Annotated in this window: 9 protein-coding genes; 3 read left to right on the top strand and 6 right to left on the bottom strand. The window is 73.1% G+C overall.

Annotated features, from left to right (window positions below):
• The 4 genes from DSC45_RS20495 to DSC45_RS20480 all read right to left on the bottom strand — a co-directional run bounded on the left by DSC45_RS20495 (position 1) and on the right by DSC45_RS20480 (position 14,043).
• On the bottom strand, positions 1-330 hold the full coding sequence (locus DSC45_RS20495) for an acyl carrier protein (RefSeq protein ID WP_119293049.1): 330 nt from the start codon (positions 328-330) through the stop codon (positions 1-3).
• Positions 320-5,065, bottom strand: a complete 4,746-nt coding sequence (locus tag DSC45_RS20490) for a type I polyketide synthase (RefSeq protein WP_119293286.1) — start codon at positions 5,063-5,065, stop codon at positions 320-322. Before DSC45_RS20490 ends, DSC45_RS20495 begins: the two co-directional genes overlap by 11 nt.
• Before the next feature lie 5 nt (positions 5,066-5,070).
• A complete protein-coding gene (locus DSC45_RS20485; protein ID WP_119293048.1) occupies positions 5,071-12,216 on the bottom strand; it encodes a type I polyketide synthase in 7,146 nt (2,381 codons plus the stop codon).
• A 579-nt stretch (positions 12,217-12,795) separates the two neighbouring features.
• On the bottom strand, positions 12,796-14,043 hold the full coding sequence (locus DSC45_RS20480; RefSeq protein ID WP_240434752.1) for a cytochrome P450: 1,248 nt from the start codon (positions 14,041-14,043) through the stop codon (positions 12,796-12,798).
• 235 nt (positions 14,044-14,278) lie between these two features.
• Between DSC45_RS20480 and DSC45_RS20475 the strand changes: the two genes are divergently transcribed.
• Both DSC45_RS20475 and DSC45_RS20470 read left to right on the top strand, forming a co-directional pair.
• The gene (locus tag DSC45_RS20475) at positions 14,279-15,712 is read left to right on the top strand and encodes an MFS transporter (RefSeq protein WP_119293046.1); all 1,434 of its coding nucleotides are present in this window, start codon (positions 14,279-14,281) and stop codon (positions 15,710-15,712) included.
• A 47-nt stretch (positions 15,713-15,759) separates the two neighbouring features.
• A complete protein-coding gene (locus DSC45_RS20470; RefSeq protein ID WP_119293044.1) occupies positions 15,760-16,518 on the top strand; it encodes a 2-phosphosulfolactate phosphatase in 759 nt (252 codons plus the stop codon).
• 18 nt (positions 16,519-16,536) lie between these two features.
• Here DSC45_RS20470 and DSC45_RS20465 read toward each other — a convergent pair whose 3' ends face one another.
• Entirely contained in the window at positions 16,537-17,181 is a 645-nt protein-coding gene (locus DSC45_RS20465; RefSeq protein WP_240434751.1) for a hypothetical protein, read from the bottom strand.
• Positions 17,182-17,291: 110 nt separating this feature from the next.
• Entirely contained in the window at positions 17,292-17,627 is a 336-nt protein-coding gene (locus DSC45_RS20460) for a deoxyxylulose-5-phosphate synthase (RefSeq protein ID WP_119293042.1), read from the bottom strand.
• Positions 17,628-17,755: 128 nt separating this feature from the next.
• Between DSC45_RS20460 and DSC45_RS20455 the strand changes: the two genes are divergently transcribed.
• Positions 17,756-18,649: an aminoglycoside phosphotransferase family protein gene (locus tag DSC45_RS20455; protein WP_119293041.1), complete on the top strand. Its 894-nt coding sequence runs from the start codon at positions 17,756-17,758 to the stop codon at positions 18,647-18,649.
• The last annotated feature ends 9 nt before the right edge of the window (positions 18,650-18,658 follow it).

The raw sequence follows: 18,658 nt of genomic DNA, 5'->3' as shown, positions 1-18,658 counted from the left end.
TCAGCCTCGTTCCGCTGCGTGCAGGGACGCGGCCACGTAGTCGGCGAGTTCGCCCACGGTGAGGGCGATGATCTCGTCGAGTTCCAGGTCGGCGATGAACAGGGCGACGTTGACCTGCTCGCCGTAGTGCTCGCGCAGAGCGCCTGCGAGGCCCACCAGGTCGATGCTCTCCAGCTCGAGGTCGTCGTGGAAGAGGGTGTCGCGGTCGATCTCCACGTCGTCGAGTCCGGCCTCCGGCAGGTCTCGCAGCATGCCGGCGATCTGGGCGAGGACCGTGTCCGTGTGGGGCGGGGCGGTCTGGGTGGGGGCCATGGTTGCCTCAGTGGTCATGTCGTTCTCCGGATTCGTTGACGCCCGTCGTCCAGGCGACGACGTAACTGCGTTGCGGCAGCCCGGACGGGGCCGCCACCTGGCTGCAGCGCACTTCCCAGGCACTGCCCGCGTGTTCCACCTGCAGCCGGTCGGGGTGCGCGGCGGTCACCCGGTAGGTGTCCGGGCGGCCCTGCAAGCCGGTGCCGAGTGCCTTGGCGACGGCCTCCTTCGCCGCCCAGAAGCGGGTGAACCAGAGCGCCGCGTCCTTTGTCGAGCCTTCCGACACGTGGGTGAGCAGCTCGCGTTCGGCGGGTGCGCAGGCGGACTGCAAGGTTGCTGCGGGGCGGTCGGTGACCTCTTCGAGGTCGATGCCGCAGGGACCGCCGCGGTGCGCGAGGGCGACGGCGGCCTCCTTGCAGTGCGCGAGGGACACGACGAGGTCGCCGCCGAGCTGCCTGCCATGCACGCCGGTGGCGATCGGGCGGCCGAACTCGTCGTTGTGCAGGGCTATTTCGCCCGGATAGATGTCGTGCGCGCCCTCGGACCACAGGAGTTCACGGATCGCGTCCTTGGCCGCGATACGGCCGAGGAGGTGGCGCCGGCGCCGTCCGGGTGGCTGGGTCTCGTGGCGGGTGCGCTCCTCACCGGCGAGCATGTTGCGCATGATGAGTTCGCGGGTGGCGAGGTCGGGCCAGCGCTCGTGGACCAACGTCCAGCCACCGGGCTGCAGTTGGGACAGCGTGTTGCGGCCCGGGAAGCGGTCCGTGCGGCGGATGCCGGGGTCGGTGTCGAAGCGGCGGTCGGTCCAACCGGTGAGCTCGGCCCACACCTTCCCCTCGTGGCTGAGCTGCATGTCGGCAGTCAGGGTGGTGTGGGTGACGTCGGTGATACGGATGTGGCAGTCGAGGGTACTGCCGGGCTCGGGGTCCGGACCGTGGAACGCCATGCTGCGCATGCTCACCGGGAAGACGGTGGTGCGCTCGGTGAGCGAGTCCATGATCCAGTAGCCGAGGAGCTGGCCGACGTTGTCCAGGAGCGCTCCGGGCGGGCCCGGAGCGGTGAGCACTCCGCGTACGTGGCGGTCGCCGATCGCGGTGAGGGTGCGCACACCCTGGAACTCGGGGCCGTGGAACATCCAGCGTTCGGAGTAGAGCTGCTCGGCGGTCAGGGCGGGCGCACGTTCCTCGGCAGGGTCGACGGTCCAGGGTTCGGGCGGTGAGCCGTGCCGGGGTGCGAGCTGGAGGACGGCTCCGGCGTATCCGGTGAGCCGCACCTCGAGCCGGTCGGGACCGAGCCGGTGCAGGGTGACGGGCACGTCGGATGCGGGCACGGCGACGATCCACTTCTGCAGCGTCACGTCGTGGACGGCGACCACCCGCAGTCCTGGCAGGGCGCGTTCGGCGATGCGCATCAGGTGGTGGACGACGGTGGTGGCGGGTACGACGGGCCAGCGGTCGCCGTCGTCGGGCCAGCCCGGGCGCTGCCGGAAGAAGCAGTGGTCGAGCAGGTACGGCATGTCGGCGACGTCGATGCGCAGAGCGCCGGGGACGGGGGCGAGCTCGGGGCCGTGAGCGCCGGGGGCCGGACTCGGTTGTGCCGGCGCCGGCTTCGCGGCGGGCTGCTCGTGGACGCGGTCCGCTCCCCTCGCCGGCCGTCCAGGCCCGCTTCGGCCACGACGTGCTGGGCGGGGTACTGCGGTGCGGCCCGCCTGCGCGGCGTCGAGCAGCTCCTCCGTGAGGGAGGCGGTGTCGCTCAGCAGGGCGGAGAGTTCGGCGGTCAAAGGGGCGTGTTCGGCAGCCAGGGCGGCATGTTCGGCGACCCGCGGCGCGGTGCCGAGGTCGGCCGGATTCCCGCGCCCCTCGTGCGCACGAGCGTGCGCGGGCGTGGGCTCCGGGGGGACAACACCCTTGCCCTTACGTCGAGTTGACCGGACGGGTTCGGGGATGACTCGGGGCGCGGGTGATGCCGCGCGGCCCGTCTCGGGGCCGGCATGCGTTCCCGGTTCGAGCAGGCCGTGGGACCGCTCCGGCAGTGACACCAGAGCCCCGCCGAGATCGAGGCGGATCCCCGGGCGTCCAGGGCGGCTCGCCCGAGGGGTGCGGGAGGGCTGCCGATCGCCGGTCAGCGCGGTGGCATCGGGCGCCGCGCCCTCCGTCCACAGCGCCGTGGCCACTCGACGCAGCTGGTCGAGGCTGTCGCGGGCGGTCGAGTGCGCGGGCACCACGAGCCGGTCGCGTCCCGCGAGGGTCTCGTCGACGAGTGAGCCGAGTTGCCCGGCGCCGAGCGTGACGAAGGCCCGGAATCCCGCCGCGTACTGGGCGAGGATCAGCTGCCGGAAGCGCACGGGTTCGAGCAGGTGCCGTACGAACAGGTCGCGGACCGCGGCGGGTTCGACGGGGAACGGCTCGGCGGTGGTGGCCGACCAGACAGGTACGTGCGGGGCGTGCACGGTGTATGTGTCGGCGGCACGCCGGATCGGGTCCAGATACGGGGCGAGCATCGGCGTGTGGAAGCCGGAGCGGAACGGCAGCACCTGCGCGATGACCCCGTCGGCCCGGAAGGCCGCCACCAGCTCGGTGACCGCGGCCTCGGGCCCGCAGATCATGGACTGGCTGGGGGCGTTGTCGTGCGAGAGAACCACGTCGCCGCGGCCGGCGAGGCGACCGAGGACTTGATCGGCGCGGGTGCCGAGCACCGCGAACGCGAGGCCGGGCACCCGTAGCGCATCCGGGTCGAAGCCCGCCAGGAAGGCGTCGACCTCCTCGGGCGCGTGCACCCCCGCGGCCGCCATCGCGGTCCACTCCCCCACGCTGTGGCCGGCGACCGCGTCCGGTGTCACGCCGATACGGCGCAGGGCCGAGTCGAGCAGTCGGCCGAGCTGGAAGACGGCCGCGCCGTGCCGGCCGACGTCGCCGACCGGTGCGCCTGCCCCGAACTCCCAGTCGAGACCGAAGCGTTGAGCGAGTTTCTCCACCTTCGCGTCGAACTCGGCCTCCAGGCCCGGAAAGAGGAAGGCCGTTCGCCCGCCGGACGCGCCGAGCACCGGCCGTGGCGTGAACCACACGTCGCTGCGGCCGCGCCAGGGCTCGCCCTTGGCGACGGCCTTGCGGGCCAGCTTGAGCCTGCGGGCGGTGGGGTCGACGATGCCGAGCCGGACTCGGCCGCCCTGGTTCGCGGCGGCCCTGGTCTCGGGCAGTCCCGCGGCGAGCACCTCGCCGTCGTGCGCGGCGAGACGGGCGGCCAGCTCGTCGGTGGTGGGGGCGGCGAGCCGCAGCACCCGCTCCGGTTCGGTGACCGTGGCGCGGGGGCGGCGGGTCGGCACGGGAGCCGGCTGTTCCAGTACGACGTGGGCGTTGATGCCGCCGAAGCCGAAGGCGTTCACGGCGGCACGCCGCGGAGCTCCGCCCGCGACCTCGCGCCAGGGCCGCGCCCGGTCCAGCGGGGCGAACCGGGTGCCGTCCAGGGCCGGACTCGGGTCGTCGCAGTGCAGCGTCGGCGGGAGTTCCTCGTGATACAGGGCGAGCGCGGCCTTGACGAGGCCGGCGATGCCCGCGGCGGGCATGGTGTGCCCGATCTGCGACTTCACTGATCCGATGACCGCGCGCTCACCGGCTGCGGGACCGAACACCTCGGCCACAGTGGCGAGTTCGGCGCGGTCGCCGGCCGGTGTGGCGGTGCCGTGCGCCTCCAGGAGCTGCAGCGCGTCGGCGGCCCGCGGGTCGAGTCCGGCGGCGTCCCAGGCCTGTCGTACGGCACGGATCTGACCGCCGGGATCGGGGTTGAACAGGCTCGCCGACCGCCCGTCCCCCGCGACGCCCGTACCACGCAGCACTGCGTAGACACGGTCACCGTCGCGCCGGGCGTCGTCGAGTCGCTTGAGGACGACGACGCCGGTACCCTCGCCGATCAGGACGCCGTCCGCATCCCGGTGCAGCGGTCTGATGCGCTCGCTGCGGGAGAGCGCGCCGAGCTGGGTGAACACGCTCCACAGGGTCAGGTCGTGGCAGTGGTGGACGCCGCCGGCGAGCATCACGTCGCAGCGTCCGGAGCCGAGTTCGCGTACGGCATGGTCGACGGCGACCAGGGACGAGGCGCAGGCGGCGTCGACGGTGTAGGCGGGGCCGCGCAGGTCGAGACGGTTGGCGACGCGGGAGGCGACCAGGTTGGGGACGAGCCCGATGGCCGACTCGGGTTGTTCCGGGCCAAGTCGTGCGGTGAACTCGGCTCGTACGGCCTCGAGTTGGCTCTCGTCCAGTTGCGGCGCGAGCTCGCGCAGGGTGTGGACGAGCTGATTGGCGGTGCGCACGCGCTGGTCCAGGCGGACGAGGCCCGGGGTGAGGTAGCCGCCGCGGCCGAGGACGATGCCCGCCCGTTCGCGGCGGGCGGGCAGCACCCGCTCGCCGCCCGCGTCCTCGATAGAGCGGTGTGCCACATCGAGGGCGATCAACTGGTCCGGTTCGGTCCCGGGCACCGAGTTCGGCATCATGCCGAAGCGGGTCGGGTCGAACTCGGCACTGGCGTCCACGAATCCACCGCGCCGGCAGTAGAAGCGGTCGCTGCGCGGCCCGGCGGTGGGATCGTAGAACGTGTCGGCGTCCCAGCGGTCCGCGGGCACCTCGGTGACCGCGTCGACCGCGTTGCGGATGCTGTGCCAGTACGCGGCCAGGTCGGGGGCGCCCGGCAGGAAGACCTCCATGCCGACCACCGCGACCGGGACCTGGCCGCCGCCGTCCGGCCGGTCGGGGGTTGCCATGCCGGTCACCACCCGGACGCGGTGTAGACGACGGCGTGCTCGTCCGGTGCGCCGTAGGCGAGTTCACGCAGCAGGCTGAGCGGTCCCTCGTCGAGGTCGATGAGCTTGATGCCGCGGGCCGCGTACGAGCGCATCAGCTCGGGGGTGACCATTCCGCCGCCGGTGTCGGACGCCGCCCAGGGCCCCCAGTGCACGGTCAGTCCGCGCCGCTCGGGGGTGGACCAGCGGCGGCCCAGTTCCTCGAGTACGTCGTTGGCGCCGGCGTAGTCGCTCTGGCCGCGGTTGCCGAGCGCGGCGGCGATGCTGCCGAACAGGACCGCGAAGCGGGGACCTTCCGCCAGGGTGTCGACGGCGTCGAGGACGGTGCGGGCGCCGTCCGCCTTGGTCGCGAAGACCCGGGCGAAGGAGTCCGGCGACTTGTCCGCGATCAGCCGGTCCTCGATGACACCGGCCGCGTGGACGAGGCCGTCGAGGCGTCCGTACTGCGCGTGCACGTCCTTGACCAGTGCGCCGACCGCCTCGGCGTCGGTGACGTCGACGCGGTGGTACTGGGCTTCGCTGCCGAGGTCGCGCAGTGCGGCCAGCGTGGCCCGCACCTCGCGCTCGGCGAGCAGGGCGCCGACCCGGCGTTCCGTATCGGCCGGGGTGCGGGTGGCTCCCGAGGCGAGCAGCGCGGCACGCAGGCCGGCGCGGTCCCCGGCCGCGGCGGTGAGGGGGTCCTCCGGGCCGGTGGGCTCGGGGGTACGGCCGGCCAGGACCAGGCGGCAGCGGGTCGCTGCGGCGAGGGTGCGGGCGAACCGCGCGGTGATGCCGCGGGCCCCACCGACGAGCAGGACCACCGATGCCCGGTCGAGGCCCGCGGCATCGGCCTCCGCCGCTCCGTCACCGGCGGGTCCGGCTCCGGTGGCGGCGACGGCGCCGAGCGGGGCGGGGGCGAGGTGCAGGGCGTGGCGGCGGCCCTCGCGGGCGAGGACCACGGGTTCGGCGTCGGCGTCGGCGACCGCGAGTTCGGCGCGCAGCGCCCGGGCCGTCTCGGACGGTGTGGCTGTGCCCGGCACTTCGACCAGGGTGGTGCAGACCTGCGGGTACTCGCGGGCCACCGAGCGGTGGAAGCCGCGCAGTCCGCTGGGTGCGCCGCTGCCGCGTCGGTCGACGGTGAGCAGGCGCTGCGGCGGGTCGGCCAGGATGCGCTGGTACAGCGGGAACGCGTCGGGCAGCAGGGGGTCGCCGCTGTCGAGTGCGCCGAGGTGGATCACGGCGTCGGCGCGGGTGGCCGGATGCTGTCCGGTCGGCAGCAGTTCGGTGTGGACGCCGTCCTCGTGCAGCAGGGCGGCCAGTTCTCGTGCGGTGTCGCCGCCTCCGATGAGCTGTACGCGGCTGCCGCGGGCGGGGCTCGCGGTGACGGGCTCGAGGTCGCGTTCGGTGAAGGTGAGCCGTTCCGGTGCCACGACCTGGACAGCGGTGGAACGGTCGTCGTCGGCGCTCGACGCTTCCTGCGTCGGCGTCGAGGCTGCCGGTGCCTCGCCGCTCGGCGACGGCCCGCCGAGCGCCTCGCCGATGAGCTCGGCCAGGGCGGCCGCGGTGCGCGCGGTACTGAGTCGCTCCAGGTCGGCCGTCTCGGCGTCCAGGCCGAGCCGGGCGCCGAGTTCGCCGGCGATCTCGGTGCGCTTGATGGAGTCGACGCTGAGGTCGGCCTCCAGATCGAGCCCGGGCTCGATCATGTCCACCGGATAGCCCGTGCGCTCCGCGACCACGGCCAGCACGGTGTCCAGCACGGCCGCCGGCCCGACGGGCGCCGGAAGTGCGGCGGGTGAGTTGGGTGCGTCATGTGCAAGGGACACTCCGCCGATGCGTTCGGTCAGGAGCCCGGCGATGCCTTCGACGGTGCGGGCCGCGCTCAGCTCGTCGAGTTGGGCGCCGCCCTCGACCGGCAGTCCGAGCCGGACGGCGAGTTCGCCGGCGATCTCGACGCGTTTGATGGAGTCGATACTCAGGTCGGCCTCCAGATCGAGCCCGGGCTCGATCATGTCCACCGGATACCCCGTGCGCTCCGCGACCACGGCCAGCACCGTGTCCAGCACGGCCGCGCCGGACGTGGGCTGCGGCTCGCTGGTCGCCTGCGGCTCGACGACGCGCTCCATCGTCGGCCTCGCAGCCGGCGACTCCGGCACCTGACTCGTGAACCGAGTTTGTTCGCCGGGGAGTTCGGGAGCTCCGAGGTAGGACAGCAGCACGTCGCGTTGCGCGGCGACCAGGTCCCGGCTGCTGCGCAGGAAGTCCGTTATCAGTTCTTCGGGTCCGGCTGGCGCCGGGTGGACCTGGTGCTGGTCGGGCACGGTGAACTCCGTCACGGGTCGGGCCGGTTGCAGGGCGTGCGGTGGGGAGCTGCCGTCGGCGCGGCGCAGCAGTTGGCCGTCGACGGTGAACGCGGGGGGCCGTACTGCCTCGGCGGTGGCCGGGTCCCGGGTGTCGCGGCCGGTGAAGAGGCGGCGGGTGCGGACGTCGACTCCGCTGACGGCGAGGTGGGCGAGCGCGGTGAGGAGCCCGGGAAGTCCGGCCGCATCGGGGCCCTGTTCCAGGGGCACGGTGCGGTGGGGTCGGTCGCCGAGCACGTTGCTCACCAGTCGGCTCAGGACGGATCCTGGTCCGGCCTCGACGAAGACGCGGGCGCCCGCCTCGTACATCGACTCGATCTGCTCGGCGAAGCGCACAGGAGAGCCGATCTGCTGCGCGAGTTCGGCGCGGATCCCTTCCGGGTCGCTGGGGTAGGGAGCCGCGGTCCGGTTCGACCAGACCGGGAAGACGCCGGATTCCAAGGGGAGTTGGGCGAGGTGGGTGCCGAAGTCGTCGCCGGCTCCGGCGAGCAGCGGGCTGTGGAAGGCGCAGGCGACCTTGAGCGTTCTGGCCGTGAGGCCGGCGTCCCCGAGATGGGTGACGGCAGCGGTCACCGAACGGGTCGGGCCCGAAATCACCGTCTGCTCGGGGGAGTTGTGGTTGGCGGCCACCACGTCGTCGGCGAGGCCGGCAAGCTGCAGCACCTCCTCGACCCGAGCCGCGGACGCACCGACGGCGGCCATGGTGCCCGGGTCGTCGTCCGGGAGCCGGCCGAGGATGGCCGCGGCGCGGGCGGCGCTGGCGTCCAGCAGCTCGGCCGGGTTCAGGACGTCAGCGGCGGCCAGGGCGGCCAGTTCGCCGTAGCTGTGCCCGCCGGCCATGTCCGGGCGTACGCCGAGCGTGCCGAGCAGGTCGGTGGCGGCCAGGGCGGTGAGGCCGAGCGCCGGCTGAGCGACGTCCGTGTCGGTGATCCGGGCGCGTGCCTGGCGTTCCGCGGCCTTGTCGAGTGCGGCCGGCGGGAAGACGGTGCCGGCCCAGCGGGAGCCGAGACGCAGGTACCGGTGCAACTCGGGGAAGGCGACGAACAAGTCGGCGAACATACCGGGTCGTTGGCTGCCCTGCCCCGGATACAGGAAGGCCAGCCGCCCGTCCCGCACCTCCTGGGACACTGCGTGGGCGGCGTGCAGTCCGTCGCCCGGGGCGTGTTCGCCGTCGGCGGCCCGGCGCAGCAACTCGGGCAGTCGGGCGATGTCCCGGGCGACCACGGCGATGCGCACCGGCTCGCCTCGCAGCGCGGCCTGGTCGCTCAGCCAGGAGGCGTTGCGGGCATGGTCGCGCAGTCGCCAGGGGCCTCCTTCGGCGACGCGATCGCCGAGGGCGCGGGCGGCCTCGCGCGCCGCTTCCTCGTCGCGGCCTCGGAAGGTGAAGAGCTCGGCGGGCCAGGCGTGCAGGGCATGTGCCTCGGGTGCCTGTTCGTGGGCCCGGAGTACGACATGGAAGTTGGTGCCGCCGAAGCCGAAGGCACTGACTCCGGCGATGCGCTTGCCGGCTTCGGTGGCCCAGGGTGCGGCGGTGGTGTGGAAGGCGAAGGGGCTGCTGTCGCGGTCCCAGGCCGGGTTGGGTTCGGACAGGTGCAGGGTGGGCGGTTTGACTCCGTGGTGGAGGGCGAGTGTGGTCTTGATGAGTCCGGCGAGGCCCGCGGCGCATTTGGTGTGCCCGATCTGGGACTTGACCGAGCCGATGGCGCAGCTGCCGGGGCGCGCGCCTGATTCCGTGAACACCTCGGTGAGCGTGCCGAGTTCGGTGCGGTCACCGACCACGGTGCCGGTGCCATGTGCTTCCACCAGGCCGACTTCGGAAGGTGCGACACGGGCGTTGCGGTAGGCGCGGGTGAGTGCCGAGCGCTGGCCCTCGGGGCGGGGGGCGGTGAGGCCGAGGGCCCGGCCGTCGCTGGCACTGCCGACACCGTCGATGACGGCGTAGATGCGGTCGCCGTCGCGTTCGGCGTCCGCGAGGCGTTTGAGGGCGACGCAGGCGACTCCTTCGCCGAGCGCGATGCCGTCTGCGCGCGCGTCGAAGGTGGCCGAGCGGCCGGTGGGCGACAGGGCGTGCACGGAGGAGAAGAGCAGGTAGTCGTTGATGCCGTTGTGCAGGTCGGCTCCGCCGCACAGCACCAAGTCGCTGGTACCGGCGGTGAGTTCCTTGCAGGCGGTGTCGACGGCGGTCAGGGAGGAGGCGCAGGCGGCGTCGACGGTGTAGTTGGCGCCGCCGAGGTCGAGCCGGTTCGCGATGCGGCCGGCGATGACGTTGGCGAGCATCCCGGGGAAGGAGTCCTCGGTCAGGCGCGGGAGTTGGGCGTCGAGCCCGGGCGGCAGCGTGCCGGTGTAGGCGGGCAGTACGGTGCGCAGCGTGGTGGCGTTGGACAGATCGCTGCCCGCCTCGGCGCCGAAGATCACGGAGGTGCGCCGGTGGTCGGCCTCGGAGCCCTCGTACCCGGCGTCAGCGAGGGCGCGGCGGGCTGCCTCGAGGGCGAGCAGCTGTACGGGTTCGATGCTGGGCAGGGCCGCGGGCGGTATGCCGTAGCGCAGCGGGTCGAAGGGGATCTCGGGCAGGAATCCGCCCCAGCGCGAAGGCGTCTGCTCGCCGTCGCCCTCGGGGTCGTAGTACTGGGCGGGGTCCCACCGATGGGTGGGAACCTCGGTGACGCTGTCCTTGCCGCTGACCACGTTGGACCAGAACTCGGCGAGATCCGGGGCACCCGGGAACATGGCGGACATGCCGACCACGGCGACACGCAGCGGCGGTGGCGCGGTCTCGGTCTCCGGGGCTTCGGGGTGCGGGCGGTCCGCCCGCTGGTGCAGCAGGTCGGCGGCGCCGCGGGTGACGTTCTCGTGCAGGGCGGCGAGGGTGGTGGTGCCGGTCCGCAGTACGCAGACCTCTCCGGCCATGAACATGCCTTCGGCGTCCTGGCGCTCCTCATCGACGTCGTGCAGGACGTCGCCGACGCGTTCGACGCCCTTGGAGGCGAGCCGGAGGCGTCCGACGTTGAAGCGCTCGAGCTGTTCCCAGGCTTCCCGGTCCGGGACGCCGTTCGCGGCGAGTTCACTGCGCAGGGCGGCGAAGTCGTGGGTGATGTGGCTGGCCGCGCAGCGGGTGGCGTGCCCGGGCGCGGTCTCCAGGAGCTGGGTGCGTTCCGCGCTGCGCACCCGGCGCTGGAAGAGCGGCTTGATGGCGCCGGCGCCGACCGCTTCGTCGGTGAACAAATACGCGGTGCCCATCAGGACGCCGAAAGCGGCGCCTTTCTCGACGAGCGGGGCGGCGACGGTGGCGGCCATGGCGGCCGAGCGGTCGTCGTGGATGCCGCCGGCGAAGAGCACGGTGAGTTCGGCGGCCGCCCGTTCCCCGTTCTCGGCGACGAAGGCGCGCAGCACCTCGGTCTGCGCCTCCCAGAGCGGGAAGCTGTTGCGCGGGCCGATGTGTCCCCCGCATTCGGCGCCCTCGAAGATGAACTTCCTGGCTCCCGCGGCGAGGAACTGCCGCAGCAGGCCGGGCGACGGCACGTGAAGGAAGGCGGAGATGCCTTCCGCCTCGAGGGCTGCCGCCTGTGCGGGCCGGCCGCCGGCGATGATCGCGTGGCTGGGCTTGAGCTCGCGTACGACGGCGAGTTGGGCTTCCTTGACCTGCTCGTCGGCGAAGCCGAGGATGCCGACTCCCCATGCGGTGTCCGGGCCGACGAGTTCCCGGGTGCGCTCCAGCATCGTCCTGGTGCGCCCGGCGTCGGCGAGGGCGAGGGCGAGGAACGGCAGCCCACCCTCGGCGGCGACGGCCGCCGCGAAGGCGGGTTCGTCGCTGACTCGGGTCATCGGCCCCTGAACGATGGGGAGTCGGGTGCCGAGCGCTTGCGCCCCCGGGGAGCCCTCGGCGAGGGCCCCGGCGGGCGCCGACGGGTCAGCGGCGGCCCGGGTGACGGCGTCACGCACTCGTCGTACCGCCTCGGCGACCGTGCGCGCGCCGGAGGCGAACGAGGTTGCCAGGTAACCGTCCTGACCCACCGGCAGCAGCCGCTGTCCGGGGTCGTCCGAGGCGAACGCACGCTGGACGGCATCCCCGTCCACAGGGGCCGGAGGCGCTCCGGGGCCGCGACGGCGCAAGTACCGGACGCCGTCCACCAGGGCGGTCTCCGAGCCGTCGAGCGCGCCCAGTTCGGCGCCGATCGCAGCGGTGGGTACGGCCTCGTCGAGGAGGGCGAGCTGGACGTCGAGTACGACGCCCTCGGCTCCCCCCGCCGTCGCTGCGGCGGCGGTCCGCGGTCCGATGCCGCCCCAGACCCATACGGGAACGGTGACGGCGGGGTCGGCGAGCACCCTCTGGAGGAGGACGAAGGTACTCAACTCCCCTGCGCGGCCGCCGCATTCACTGCCGCGCAGCAGGAGTCCGTCGGCACCGCCGGCCTGCGCCGCCGCCGCTTCAGCGGCGCTGGTCACCTCGACGAGGACGCGGCGTCCGGGGAACTCCGCCGGCGAACGCCGCGGGTCGGCGAGCAGCACCGTCGTCGCACTGTCGGGGAGTTGGGCGGCGGGGACCGGGCAGCCGGGACGTACCCGTACACCGAAGGGGCGGTCCGCGCACCACTCGGCCGTACGCTCGAGGGCCTCAGCCGCCCTGCGGGGCCGGCCGTCGGGCAGCTCGAGTACTCCCAGCGCGCCGGCGCGACACACGGCGGCGGTCAGCCGGGGCGACGGCCGATGGAGCGGATTGACCGCTACGACCAGGTCTGTCCGTAACTTTGGGGACACGTGAGGGGTATGCGCCCGCATGGGACTCTCCGAGGTGGGGGGTGGTGCGCGGTAGTCAACTGACGGCGGTGCGGGCGGTCAACCGGTAACCGTGTGTAGCCACTGCCGTTTCTCTACGCGCGTCATCCAATTCGGCCAACTCGGCGCTCACAACTGTCAAGCCAGGCCTCCCCCACATAGGGATTCACGCCGCGGCCGTCCGAGAAGCGACCACGCCGACGCGAACCCGCCATGCGGGAGTAACACGCACTTCTCATTCCACGATCACGAGTGTGACCTAAAACACAGCAACCCAGGCCACTTCACTGCGTCCGCTCCCCAATTGCGCACGCTCCGTGATGAGTCGAGGATGAAACCGCGCCTACCCGGACAAACACCAGCCCTACAAGGTCGACATACACGGCAAGTCGCCCGACACGTCCGCGCGTTGTATGCGCAACCATCACTCCGGATTTCAACAACCTGCATTCCCGGGCGACTTGAGACAGCGTCATACCCCTTGCGCGAACTCGGTACTTCGAGTACTGGAGCCCGGCGGGGGGCTTAGTACTGTCCGGGCGCCCATCGCCCCACTCCCCGGAGACCCGACGCCGGCCCGGCTCACCAAGTGACGGGCAGTGACTCCGGCCCCCGGATGAGTGCGTTGCGCCTCCAGGGAACCTGCTCGGCCGGGACGGCCAGCCGCAGCCCGGGCAGGCGGTCGACGAGTGTGTCGACGACGAGGTCGATCTGCATCCGGGCGAGCGGGCCCCCGGTGCAGTAGTGAGTCCCGTGTCCGAACGCCACGTGCGCGGCAGGCGCTTCGCGCTCGAAGTCGATCCGGTCCGGTTCCGGGAACACGTGGGGATCGCGGTTGGCGGACAGATAGGACACATAGACGGGATCGCCCGCGCTGATGCGGATGCCGCGCAACTCGACGTCCTCGGTGGCGATCCGTGCCAGGCCGACCGAGTTGCGGTGCGGGATGTAGCGCAGCAGCTCGTCGATGGCGCGCGGTCGCAGTGCGCGGTCCGCGTGCAGCTTCTCGAGCAGCTGCGGGCGGGTGAGCAGCAGGAAGAACATCTGGCCGGTGTTGTTGGTGACCGCCTCGCCACCGATCTGCAGCGGCCCCGCGACGCCGATCGCCTCTTCCTCGGTCAGGTCACCGCGGTCCACCCCGGCGGCAAGCAGCGACAGGATCTCCTCGTCCGCTGCGCTGACGGCTTCCGCCCGGCCTCTGCGGGAGGAGATCTCACCGGCGATCCAGGCGTACAGCTCGTCCTTGGCCCGGCCGGTGGCACGGGTGTCGCGGGAGGGAAACACGATCTGCTGGGTCAGGTCGTGCAGCCGCGGCCGGTCCGCCTCCGGTACGCCCATCAGGTCGCAGTGCACGGCGATGGGGAACGGCTCGAGGACGCGCGCCGTGAGGTCCGCGGGCGGGCCGTCCTGCACCAGGGCGTCCACCAGGCCGTCGAGCGCCGCCTGCGCGTGGGCCTGCCGCCGCGCCACGCCGCGCGCGGTGAACGCCGGTGCGACGACCCGGCGCAGCCGGTTGTGGTCGGGCGGATCGGCGAACGCCAGGGAGCCCGGCTTGGGCTTGAAGTGCGGGGCGATCCGGGTGACTTGGCGCTCGGCTACGGGGCGGCGCACGAAGCGCGGGTCGTTGGTCACCGCCCGCACGTCCTCGTACCGGGTGACCAGCCACGCCCAGCCGTCGCCGTACGGCAGGGAGATCCGGGTGATCGGCCCCTCCCGCATCAGCTCGGCGAGCACCGGGTCGAAGTCGGTCCCGCCGACGTCCTCGGCCGGCCAGTGCCGCACCGGTGGCTCAGCGGTCAGTGGGTCAGCGGCTGCGATGTCCTCGGTCACGCGTCCGTCTCCGTCCGACGAGGGTGCGACGTGCGGCGGCTCGGTCCGCCGCCACGGCGTACGGGAGGCCGACGGCCCGCGGCCCCTCCACCTCCCACCGTCCGCCCGCTCGCGCGGGACTTCACAGCGGAGTACTCCAGATGGCCCCGGCCGCCCCGCTCGGTCCCCCGGCCGCTGTCACTGCTCACGCGTCATCCGGACTGCGAGGTGGGCGGCGGCTGCCTAGCGTGAGCGCATGAACACCCCCACCGCGCGTGCCGCTCCCGCCGAGGCGGCCGATCCGCGTAGCTGGAAGGCGCTCGGCGTCTGTCTGACGGCCGGTTTCATGACGCTCCTCGACACCTCGATCGTGAACGTGGCCCTGCCGTCCGTCGAACGGAGCCTCCACGCCACCGGCGCCGACCTGTCGTGGGTGGTGTCGGGGTACGCGCTCGGCTTCGGCCTGGCCCTGGTGCCCGGCGGCCGGCTCGGTGACCTGCACGGGCGGCGCACCATGTTCCTGACCGGTCTCACCCTGTTCACGCTGGCCTCGGCAGCCTGCGGCTTCGCGCCCGGAGCGGGTTGGCTCGTGGTGTGCCGGCTGCTGCAGGGGGTCGCGGCCGGGATGGTGTCTCCGCAGGTGTCCGGGCTCATCCAGCAGATGTTCCAAGGGCCTTTGCGCGCGCGGGCGTTCGGCATGCTCGGCAGCGTCGTCGCGGTGTCGACCGCGGCCGGGCCCTTGGCCGGCGGGCTGATCATCGCGGTGGCGGGACCGGAGCAGGGCTGGCGCTGGGTGTTCTTCGTGAATCTGCCCATCGGTATCGCCGCCATCGTGGCCGGTCGCCGACTGCTGCCCCGCACCGTGCACACCACCGCACGCCGCCCCGGTCTCGACCCGGCGGGCCTGATCCTGCTCGCCACCGGTGTCGTCGCGGTCCTGCTGCCGCTGCTTCAGGAGCAGCGGTGGACCGGCCGGGGCAAGTGGCTCCTGATCGGCGTGGGCGTGCTGCTGCTCGCCGCTTTCTGGCGCTGGCAACGCCGGCAGGACGCGCACGGCGCGGCGCCACTGGTGGCGCCGCAGCTGTTCGCCCAACGCTCCTTCTCGCTCGGCGCACTCCTGGGACTGATCTACTTCTCGGGCTTCACGACGCTCTTCTTCGTCTACACGCTGTTCCTGCAGAACGGCCACGGCTTCAGCGCACTGCAGGCCGGCCTCGCGGCCACTCCCGTCGCCGCGGGATCCGCGGTCGCCGCGAACGTCGGGGGGCGGCTGGTCGTACGGTTCGGGCGGCGCCTCGTCGCCTGGGGGCTCGTCTGTGTGGCGGTGGGCCTGGTGGGCACGATCGTCGTGGTCCAGCTCGTGCCCGGCCGGTCGGTGGCCTGGGCCGCCGCGGTGCCGCTGTTGCTCGCGGGCGCAGGTTCGGGCCTGGTCATCTCGCCCAATGTGACCCTCACGCTCTCCAAGGTGCCGGTGTCGCTGGGCAGTTCGGCGAGCGGCGTACTGCAGACGGGGCAGCGGATCGGCTCGGCGGCCGGCATCGCCGCGGTGGGCGCCGTCTTCTTCGCCCATGTCGCCCATCACGGCGACTGGGCGGGCGCTTTCCAACTGGGCCTGGTCACCTCCCTCGCCCTCGTACTCCTCGCCCTCGTGGTCGCGTTGGTGGACTTGCGCGGGACGCAGCCGGAGTAGCCCCCTCGGCCCGATCCCCGCCCACACCGACCTGGCAGGCTTGCGTCATGGTCGACGAGTGGTCTCTGCAGTCGGGGCACGGAGTGCGGTTCGAGTGGGGCGCGGCAGGTGCCGAACGGCTCGGCCGCGAGGTCGACTGCACCGTCGTCGTGGACGTGCTGTCGTTCACCACCACGGTCACGGTGGCGGCCGATGCGGGCACGCGGGTCGTGCCGTACCGCTGGCGCGACGCCACGGCCGAGGCTTTCGCCGCCGGCCTCGGTGCCGAACTGGCCGTGGGCCGCCGCTCCGCCACGCCGGCCTCGCCCTGGTCACTGTCACCGGCCGCCCTGCGCGCCGCCCCTCGCGTCCCGCTGCTTGTGCTGCCCTCCCCCAACGGCTCCGCGCTCGCCGCGTCGGCCGGCACCCGGCACGTGGTGGCCGGAGCGCTGCGTAACGCATCGGCCGTCGCCGACCGGCTCGCCCGCTGGGGGTACGGAACCCTCGACCGCCCCGTGGCCGTCGTCGCGGCGGGCGAACGCTGGCCGGACGCCGGACTGCGCCCCGCCCTCGAGGACCTGCTCGGCGCGGGCGCGATCATCTCCGGGCTCCGGGACCGCACGGACGCCGTCCTGTCGCCCGAGGCGACCGCCGCTGCCGCCGTCCACGGCGCGACGGCCGACCCCGCCGCGACGATCGCCGCGAGCTCCTCCGGCCGTCAGCTGATCTCCGGTGGCTTCGGCGACGACGTAGCGGTTGCCGGCGAAGTCGACTCGTCTTCGCTCGTCCCGGTGCTGAGGGACGGGGCCTTCGTACCCGAACGGTGACGGGCGGTCCGGCGTCGCTCAGGCGGCGTACGCCGTCACCTTGAGGGTGTCGGCGAGGACGGCCCACAGGGGCCAGGCGAGGGCCTTGCCGGATTCTCTGCGCAGCCGGGTCGGGCGTTCGCCCTGCGGGCTGTTCTGCCAGGCCCGCACGGTCAGGATGTGCATGCCCGCCTTGCGCGAGAACGTGAACCGGATGTGCAGGTTGCTGCCGAGCATGTGGCCGCGCCGCGTCGCGATCTGCAGATGGTCCGCACCGACGAGTTCCACGGTCACCGGATTCCCGCCGAGCAGGTCGCAGTCGCGGCCCTGGTACATGTCGCCGCGGCATCGGCCGCTCACCGGGAACAGCCAGAAGTGGTCGGTCAGTTGGGTACGCACGTCCTGCGCCGAGGTGAAGGGGTGGAAGCCGAGCGTGAAGCTGTACTCGTAGAGCCGTACGGCGCGTGGGCAGTCGTCGAGACGCACCACGCAGGGGTCGTCCGCCGGTGCGGCGGCGGAAGCGGTCCGCGCGGCGGCGGGAGCGGGGAGGGAGACCGGGGCGACGGCCGGCACCACGGTCGCCAGCAGCACTCCCAGCACGCCCCACGACCGGACGCTGCGCCGGATCCACCGCCGTGCGCGGCCCGCGCGGGTGCCGGTCCTGTCCGGTGAGTCGTGGCCCATCGGCTCTCCCGGGGACGGCTGCGTCGACGAGTCGACGCTAGGTCACCCGGTGGCGGCTGTCCTGTTCACGCACCCGCCGGCCACCGCGCCTCGGCCGCCCGTGCGCCGGTTCAGAGCAGGCCGTGGTCGGTGAGTGCCTTGCGGGCCGGCATGCCGTCGCGCCGCGCCCGGGTGAGCCGTTCGCGTACTTCGCGGAGGTTCTGCGGCCGGTATCCCGGGCCGTCGCAGCAGCCCATGTGGAAGGCCACGCCCGCGTTCAGCAGCACCTCCAGCACGCGCCAGGCCGCGATGTCGCGACGCGGCGGAGCTGCGAAGGCGGCCCCCGCGTGGAACAGCGGACGCGCACAGCGAGGGCAGACTCGCTGCCGCCGTCGATCGAATCCCTGCTTGTACGAGACCCGGCAATCGAGGCAGACGTAGTGGGTTCGGGCGACGGCGGCACGCATACCGGCAGCCTAGCGACGACGACCGCCCGGCGGCCACGGAGTTTCCGTACCGTGACGGGCCGTTGTGCCGCTTCTGGTGCTGTGCCGCGCTTGACGGTCACCGGGCGTGGGCGATCGGATGACACGTCATGAACGCAGGCAAGCAGGGCACCGTCCCGGTCCCGGTCGACGAGGTGCTCGTACGGCGCCTCGTGGCCGGGCAGTTCCCGCACTGGGACGGGCTCCGGGTACGGCGGCAGCCTTCCGGCGGGACCGTGAACGCGATGTTCCGCCTCGGCCCGGATCTGGTCGTGCGGCTGCCGCTGCAGGCCGGCGGGGCCGCGGATGTGGTTCTGGAGCAGGAGTGGCTGCCGCGTCTCGCGCCGCTGCTGCCCGTCCCCACCGTGGTGGGCAGCGGGCAACCCGCCGAGGGGTTCCCCTGGCCGTGGTCGGTGTTCCGCTGGTTGCCGGGTGAGCTGCCGGAGCCGGACGCGCTGCGCGAACCGGTGGGCCTCGCCCGGGACTTGGCGGATTTCGTGCGGGCCATGCGGGAGGTGGGACTGCCCGACGCACCGGACGCCTATCGGGGCGGGCCGCTCGCGTCTCTCGACTCGGCGACCCGGGCGGCGATCGACGCACTGCGCGGCATCCCCGAGGAGGGCATCGACGGGAACGCCGTGGCGGCGGTCTGGGCGGACTCGCTGGCGGCCCCCGGCTGGGACGGTCCGCCGGTGTGGCTGCACGCGGACCTGATGCCGGGCAATGTGCTGCTCAGGGGCGGGCGGTTGTGCGCGGTGATCGACTTCGGGTGCATGGGCACCGGTGATCCGGCCTGCGACCTGTTCCCGGCGTGGAACCTGCTGCCCGCCGAGGGCCGCGCGGCCTTCCGCGAGTCACTCGGTGTGGACGCCGCGACCTGGCGGCGGGGCCGGGGCAGGGCCCTGTCCCAGGCGCTCATCTCGCTGCCGTACCACCGGAGCAGGAACGCCGCGATGGCCACGAACGCACGCCATGTGATCCGGGCCGTGCTCAGGGATTCCTGAGCCGACCGC

Origin of the sequence: Streptomyces sp. YIM 130001 (assembly GCF_003574445.1) — a bacterium.
Taxonomy (GTDB): domain Bacteria; phylum Actinomycetota; class Actinomycetes; order Streptomycetales; family Streptomycetaceae; genus Streptomyces.
This window is presented reverse-complemented; position numbering and strand designations above follow the sequence as displayed.